Origin of the sequence: Mycobacterium sp. E2462 (genome assembly GCF_001672685.1) — a bacterium.
Classification (GTDB): Bacteria; Actinomycetota; Actinomycetes; order Mycobacteriales; family Mycobacteriaceae; genus Mycobacterium.
Map to the genome: position 1 here is coordinate 1 of NZ_LZKC01000293.1, position 5,919 is coordinate 5,919.

Annotated in this window: 6 protein-coding genes; 4 read left to right on the plus strand and 2 right to left on the minus strand. The window is 64.7% G+C overall.

Annotated elements, in window-relative coordinates:
• Positions 1-108: 108 nt before the first annotated feature.
• From A5714_RS14735 to A5714_RS14745, 3 genes are all read left to right on the plus strand, one after another.
• A complete protein-coding gene (locus A5714_RS14735; protein WP_068286168.1) occupies positions 109-621 on the plus strand; it encodes a nuclear transport factor 2 family protein in 513 nt (170 codons plus the stop codon).
• Positions 622-720: 99 nt separating this feature from the next.
• Entirely contained in the window at positions 721-2,466 is a 1,746-nt protein-coding gene (locus tag A5714_RS14740) for a CocE/NonD family hydrolase (protein WP_068286171.1), read from the plus strand.
• 672 nt (positions 2,467-3,138) lie between these two features.
• Positions 3,139-3,645 carry a histidine phosphatase family protein gene (locus A5714_RS14745; protein WP_068286173.1) on the plus strand — a complete coding sequence of 169 codons (507 nt, stop codon included), beginning with the start codon at positions 3,139-3,141 and terminating at the stop codon, positions 3,643-3,645.
• Position 3,646: 1 nt separating this feature from the next.
• Here A5714_RS14745 and A5714_RS14750 read toward each other — a convergent pair whose 3' ends face one another.
• Together A5714_RS14750 and A5714_RS14755 are read right to left on the minus strand one after the other, a co-directional pair.
• The gene (locus tag A5714_RS14750) at positions 3,647-4,219 is read right to left on the minus strand and encodes a DUF3558 domain-containing protein (RefSeq protein ID WP_369828199.1); all 573 of its coding nucleotides are present in this window, start codon (positions 4,217-4,219) and stop codon (positions 3,647-3,649) included.
• Positions 4,216-4,773 (minus strand): DUF3558 domain-containing protein, encoded by a 558-nt coding sequence (locus tag A5714_RS14755; protein WP_068068993.1) that lies wholly within the window; start codon positions 4,771-4,773, stop codon positions 4,216-4,218. The genes A5714_RS14750 and A5714_RS14755 overlap by 4 nt, the downstream gene beginning before the upstream one ends.
• A gap of 180 nt (positions 4,774-4,953) precedes the next feature.
• On the opposite strand from A5714_RS14755, the gene A5714_RS14760 reads away from it, so the two are divergent.
• Positions 4,954-5,919 (plus strand): ABC transporter permease (locus A5714_RS14760; RefSeq protein ID WP_197513716.1); only part of this gene is annotated, 966 nt, incomplete at its 3' end.

The window sequence follows — 5,919 nt, forward strand, 5'->3', positions numbered from 1 at the left end:
ACTGGATGCGTCGGGACGCCAGCCCCGCTGGGTGGTTCAAGCTGCCCGAAGCCCAACTGGGCAAACGCAACGGCACGGACCCGGTGCTGCGAAAAGTGCAGCCCTGACATGGACCTCACTGAACTTCTCGACCGAGCCGAAATCCACGACGTGCTGATGCGCTACTGCCGCGGTGTGGACCGAGCCGACATGACGATCGTGCGCGAGGTCTTCCACGACGACGCGCGAATCGACTTTCCCGATGACGTGTATGTCGGGACACCGGAGGGCTTCTGCGCCTTTCTCGCCAAGGACCTGTCGCTGATGGTGCGATCAAAGCATGCGGTCGGCAGCACGATGATCGACATCGACGGCGATACCGCCCGTGTCGAGGCCTACCTGACCGGAGACATCGAATCCACCCAATATCACCGATGGCACGGCGGTTTCACCACAGTGTGGGGACGTTACATCGACCGGTTCGAAAAGCGGGCCGGCGTGTGGAAGATCTCCCACCACACCCTGGTGCTCGACTGCCAGCGCTTGGATCAAACCGGCGGCTTCTTCAAAGTGCCCGAGGCACAACTCGGCACCCGAGACGGCACTGATCTCGCGGTGACTAACGACTTCACCACCGACTGAACAGCCCGGCCGGCCGCCGCGGGTCAGCCGCAGTACACACCCTCGGACCCGCTCGCCGGGCATGAGTCAGAACCGACCTGGACAGTGAATGAGACTCCCATGAACGACTCCATGATGCTTTTCCGACCGTCGAGGCCACTGCTGCCCGGCAGTGAACGGTGGGGCGTCCTCAGCGGGTTCGCCCCCGGTACCCGAACCTTGAAGTCCGGCTTCCAACTTGCACCTCACTTCAAGCCGCTGCCCGTCGACATTCAACTCGACAAGGACATCGCCGTTACCCTGCGTGACGGTGTCGTCATCTACGTCGACGTGTACCGCCCGGTGGGGGCTGACAAGGTGCCGGTCATCGTGGCGTGGAGTCCCTACGGCAAGGCCGAGGGCAGTGCACCCGCGGCTCGTGGCGTGTTCGACCTCGTCGGGTTGGACGACGGGATCGTCTCGGGCCTCCACAAGTTCGAAGGTCCCGATCCTGCCTTCTGGTGTGCTCAGGGTTACGCCATCTGCAATCCCGACATGCGGGGTGTCGGCGAGTCCGGCGGCGACAGTGTGCTGTGGGACCGGCAGGAGGGTCGCGACGGCTACGACCTGATCGAGTGGTTGGGCACCCAGGACTGGTGCAACGGCAAGGTAGCCATGAGCGGAACCTCGTATCTGGCTGCCTCCCAGTGGTTCGTCGCAGCCGAGCGGCCGCCTCATCTTGCGGCGATCAACCCCTGGGAAGGGGTCAGCGACACCTACCGAGATCTCTGTCTGCGCGGCGGCATGCCCGATTCCGGCTTCGCGCGAATGCTGCAGGAAGGATCCTACTGGGGCAAGGGGCGCCAGGAGGACATCATGGCCGAAATCGAGCGTTACCCCCTGATCAACCAGCTGTGGAAGGACAAGAGCGCCCGTCTCGATAACATCACCGCTCCCGCCTACGTCGTCGCGAGTTATTCAAACTCGTTGCACACCCTGGGTACGTTCCGAGGGTGGCGACGGATTGCCTCCGAGCACAAGTGGCTGCGCATCCACAACAGTCAGGAATGGCCGGACTACTACGACGAGACCAACCGGGATGATCTGCGAAAGTTCTTCGACCACTTCCTCAAAGAGGAAGACAACGGATGGGAGACGACACCACGCGTGCGCTACGCGGTGCTCGACCTGGAAGGCGGCGACCGCATCAACGTTGCCGCCGATCAATTCCCGCCAGCCTCGGCCACGTCGACGAAGCACTACCTCGACGCCACCAGCCGATCACTGCTGCTCGATGCGCCCACGACAGACGGAAGCGTTCGCTACGACACCCAGGCCGCCCCGGCATGGGCATCGTTCCTGCTCAGGTTCGAGCAGCATACCGAGCTGGTTGGATATCCCAAGGCCCACCTCTGGGTGGAGGCAGAAGGTGCCGACGACATGGATCTGTTCGTCTTCGTGCAGAAGCTCAATGAACACGGGACTCCGTTGCAGGCCTTCACCATTCCCAACCAGAGCGCGCGCATACACGACGTAACCGACAACGGCGCCTCCATCCTGTGCTACAAGGGCGCACAAGGTCGACTGCGCGCCTCCCTGCGCCATCTCGACCGACAACGCACGACCCACGACATCCCCGCGCACACGTTCGACCGCGTCGACAAGCTCACCCCGGGCGACATCGTGGACGTCGAGATCGAACTCACCCCAATAGGATTGAGCTTCTATCCCGGCGAACAACTTCGCCTCATCGTCAGCGCGCGCAATGTGTTCGGCCCATGGATGCCGGGCATGTCTGAGTACATCCCTCGCAATAGTGGGCACCACGTCATTCACACTGGCGGTGTACATGCGTCCTATCTGCAGTTGCCCCAAGTCACCCGATAGTGCTGACACGGCGCCCGGTGGGACGTAGTCCCCGGCGTTGAGGTAAATGACGAAGGTGTCGCCGAACCACTGGGGCGGATAGGTGTTGCTTGCACTTTGATGGACCAGTTCGAGTGTCCGTAGTGGGCGATCGACCCGTCGTGATAGAGCAGAGGTGTCATCGCGCTGAATGTCTGCGAATTGGACTATCGAGTTGATCTTGACGATGCACCAGCCGGTGTTCGCCACCGTGAGCTTGTTGGTGGCCGACGAGTAGCTGAAGTCGGACGTCTCGTCACTGTTGGTGTCGAAGACGCTCGCTGGAACTGTTGAACAACAGCGGTAGTCGTCGTCGTAGTGCTCGCGCGGCGCAACAAGCTGGGAATCGGTTCCTCCGTTGACGAACCGCAACGAGACACTGCCGGGTGTTAGGAGCGCGTCAACGTAGAACCTCGGGTTACTGGCCGCGTTGGCACGACAGATCAACACGTTTGATGCGTTGGAACCGAACCAGTTCTGTGCGGGCACGCCGGAGAAGACGCATGAAACCCCGCACCAACACCCACCACCACCCCGAAAAACTCTTCCACACCGACAACGACGATGACGGACAACGACGACAACGGCAAGCCAGACCTACGACGACGCGGCGTAGCGCGTCGGGCGCCGCACTGGCTAACGTGATTCCCCGTGATGCGCCAGCGAACCCTGCTCCTGATGCGGCACGCAAAGTCGGACTATCCGGCGGGCGTCGCCGACCACGACCGGCCGCTGGCGCCGCGCGGCATCCGGGAGGCCGGCCTGGCCGGTGAGTGGCTGCGCGCGAACGCGCCGGGCGTCGACGCCGTGCTGTGTTCCACCGCGACGCGTGCGCGGGAAACTCTGGCGCACACCGGCGTTGAAGCGCCCGTCCGCTACGTCGAACGGCTCTACGGCGCCACTCCCGGGATGGTGATCGACGAAATCAACACGGTGAGCGACGACGTCGGCACCCTCTTGGTCGTCGGGCACGAGCCCACGATGTCCGCCCTGGCGCTCGGCCTCGCGGGCGCACCGGTGGACGGCGCCAGCATCGATGCGGCCGAACGCATTTCGATCAAATACCCAACGTCGGCCATCGCGATCTTCGCAGTGTCCTGCGCGTGGAAGGAATTGGAGCTCGGCCGGGCCACGCTGACCGGATTCGAAGTCCCGCGCTGATCTAGGAGTTCGTCGCGAGCGTCAACTCCATCAGCTTGAGGGCCTGGCCGCACGCGTCGATGCCGGGCGCCTGCGGATTGACCCACCAGCCGACCACGCCCGCCGCGTCGCTGGCCACGCCGCAAGCGCCGTTGGGGTCGTCGGGACGCATCACGATCGAATCGATGCCCACGATCGTGCGCGTCTCGATCTTGTACTTGAGGAACTCCGCGACCTTGCGCTCGTTGCTCAGGCTGCCGCCTTCGAACCAGAACCGCGAGATGTCGATCAGCCCGGCCGGGTTCGCCGCCTGCCAACGGCAGATCGCACCGACGAACGTGCTTTGAATGTCGAGCGGATCCGCCCCCACCGTCTTGGCCAGGATGTCGCTCGTGAGCACCTCACACTCCTTGAGCAGGTTCGGATACTGCTGCTGGGAGTTGTTGTTGCGCGGCGCGTTGCCCCCCGCCTTCACGGCGTTGCCGCCCACCGACTTCGAGCAACCCGTCAAGACGAGCACTGCGGCGATCAGGACCGCCAGGGCGGCGCGGACGACACCGCCAGGACGGGGTTCGCGGCGCATCGAGGGCATCATTTCGAGTTCGCAATCGATTGGCGCGCGAGTTCCTTCGCGATGTCGCACGGCGGCGGAAAGGGCTTCTGGCTGAAACTGATCGACCACTCGATGAAGTCGTCCTGGAACTGGATGCCCACCTCGCACAGCGAGTCACCGAGATTGGGTTCGTTTCCGACGGCGATAAAACCGCCGTGGCCGTTGATGTTGATGTCGTCCACGCTCGCCCGCGACAGCTCCTCGGTCTTGCGTTCCCGCCCGATGGGGCTCCCGCGGTACCAGGAGAAGGAGAAGTGCGGCCCGAGGATGCCACCGCCGGCCAGCCACTGGCAGCCCACGGAGTTGCGGGCCGTGTTGATCAGGCCGGTCACCTTGGTCAGCTCCGCCACCGTCTGGTCGCTGATGCCGCCGCATTGGGGAAACATCGGACCGTGGTGGCCCTGCGCGTTGGGAGCCGACGATGTCGCCGTGGACCCCGGTTTGTTGCCGCCCGAGTCGGAGCACGCGGCGACTGAAGGGATCAGGATCGCCAAGGCTGACGCCGCCAGAGCCAACACCCTTGCGCTACGCCGCACAACCACTCCGCCTTTGCTCAGCCCGCTGCTGGTCCACACGATGCACTGTAGCGGCAGCCCAGCGGGTCAACCAGCGACGCGCCTGAGCAGGCAATTCGACCGCCGACGCGGCGTCTGGCCGCGGCCGAGCCGCCGCGGCGGTTGCGGCCCGGCGGCCCGGCGGTGTGCGACAGTTACCCCATGCTCCTGGCACTGCTGCGCCAGTACATCCGGCCGTACCGCCGGCTGGTTGCGGTGCTGATGGTGATCCAGCTGATCAGCACCCTCGCCGCGCTGTACCTGCCGACGGTCAATGCCGCCATCATCGACGAGGGCGTCGCCAAGGGCGACACCGCGACGATCGTCCGGCTCGGACTGGTGATGCTGGCGGTGACCGGTCTGCAGGCGCTGTGTTCCGTGGCGGCCGTCTACGTCGGGTCGCGGGCCGGGATGGGATTTGGCCGCGACCTGCGCGCGGCGGTGTTCAATCACGTCACCACGTTCTCCGAACACGAGACGGCGCGCTTCGGCGCGCCGACACTGCTGACGCGCAGCACCAATGACGTCCGGCAGATCCAATACCTGGTGCAGATCTCGAGCACCGTCTTGGTCGCGGCCCCGTTGACCTGCCTGGGCGGGATCGCCATGGCGATGCGGCAAGAGGCCGCGCTGACGTGGCTCTTGCTTATCAGCGTGCCGGTCATGTTCGTGACCAATTACTGGGTGATGACGCACATGCTGCCGCTGTTCCGCCGGATGCAGGGCCTGATCGACGGCATCAACCGCGTCCTGCGCGACCAACTGGCGGGCGTGCGCGTGGTCCGGGCGTTCGCCCGCGAGGGCTTCGAGCGCGACCGCTTCGCCCGCGCCAACCACGCGCTGTCGGACACCGCGCTGACCGCCGGCAACTGGCAGGCGCTCATGTTGCCGGTCACGACGTTGACCATCAACCTCTCCAGCGTCGCGCTGATCTGGTTCGGCGGCCTGCGCATCGACCGGGGCAGCATGCAGGTCGGGTCGCTCACCGCCTTCTTGGCGTACTTCACGCAGATTCTCATGTCGGTGCTGATGGCCACCATGACACTGGTGGTGCTGCCCCGCGCGTCCGTGTGCGCCGAACGGATCACCGAGGTGCTCGCCACCCAACCCGCCGTCGCCGACCCGCAG